Raw genomic sequence first — 789 nt, forward strand, 5'->3', positions numbered from 1 at the left:
GCCGTAACCCGCCCCCGGCTCCTCCGCCTCCCCCAGCAGCTTGAGTGCCGTGGCCCCCGCCTCCGTCGGGCTCCACCGGGCCCCCTTGTCGGCGCTCGGGCCCGGGCGCCAGCCCTCCATGACGGTGATCCGGCCGCCCTCCGCCTCGAAGACGCGGCCGGTCACGCCCTCGCTCGCGGCGGAGCCGAGCCAGACGACGAGGGGTGAGACGTTCTCCGGGGCCATGGCGTCGAAGCCGGTGTCCGGGGCGGCCATGGTCTTAGCGAAGGTCCGTTCCGTCATGCGCGTGCGGGCCGCGGGCGCGATCGCGTTGACCTGGACGCCGTAACGGGCCAGTTCGGCCGCCGCGACCAGCGTCAGCCCGACGATGCCTGCCTTCGCCGCGCTGTAGTTCCCCTGCCCGACCGACCCCAACAGCCCCGCCCCACTGCTGGTGTTGACGATCCGGCCGACCGGCGTGCGTCCCGCCTTGGCCTCGGCCCGCCAGTGCGCGGCGGCGTGCTTGAGCGGCAGGAAGTGCCCCTTGAGGTGCACGCGCATCACGGCGTCCCAGTCGCCCTCGTCGAGGTTGACCAGCATCCGGTCGCGCAGGAACCCGGCGTTGTTGACGAGCGTGTCGAGCCGCCCGTACGTCTCCAGCGCCGCCGCGATCAGCGAGGCCGCTCCCTCGGTGCTCGCGATGTCGCCGCCGTGGGCGACCGCCTCACCGCCCGCCGCCCGGATCTCCTCGACGACCTGCCGGGCCGGACTGTCGGCGCCCGGCGTCCCGTCCAGCCCCACGCCCAGATC

The 789-nt window shown here is 74.5% G+C and carries 1 protein-coding gene; it reads right to left on the bottom strand.

What is annotated here, in order from left to right; genetic code table 11:
- A partial coding sequence (locus GRC12_RS44795; protein ID WP_208786135.1) for an SDR family oxidoreductase occupies positions 1–789 on the bottom strand: 789 nt, incomplete at both ends.

This window comes from Streptomyces griseorubiginosus (assembly GCF_017614965.1).
Taxonomy (GTDB): Bacteria; Actinomycetota; Actinomycetes; order Streptomycetales; family Streptomycetaceae; genus Streptomyces; species Streptomyces griseorubiginosus_B.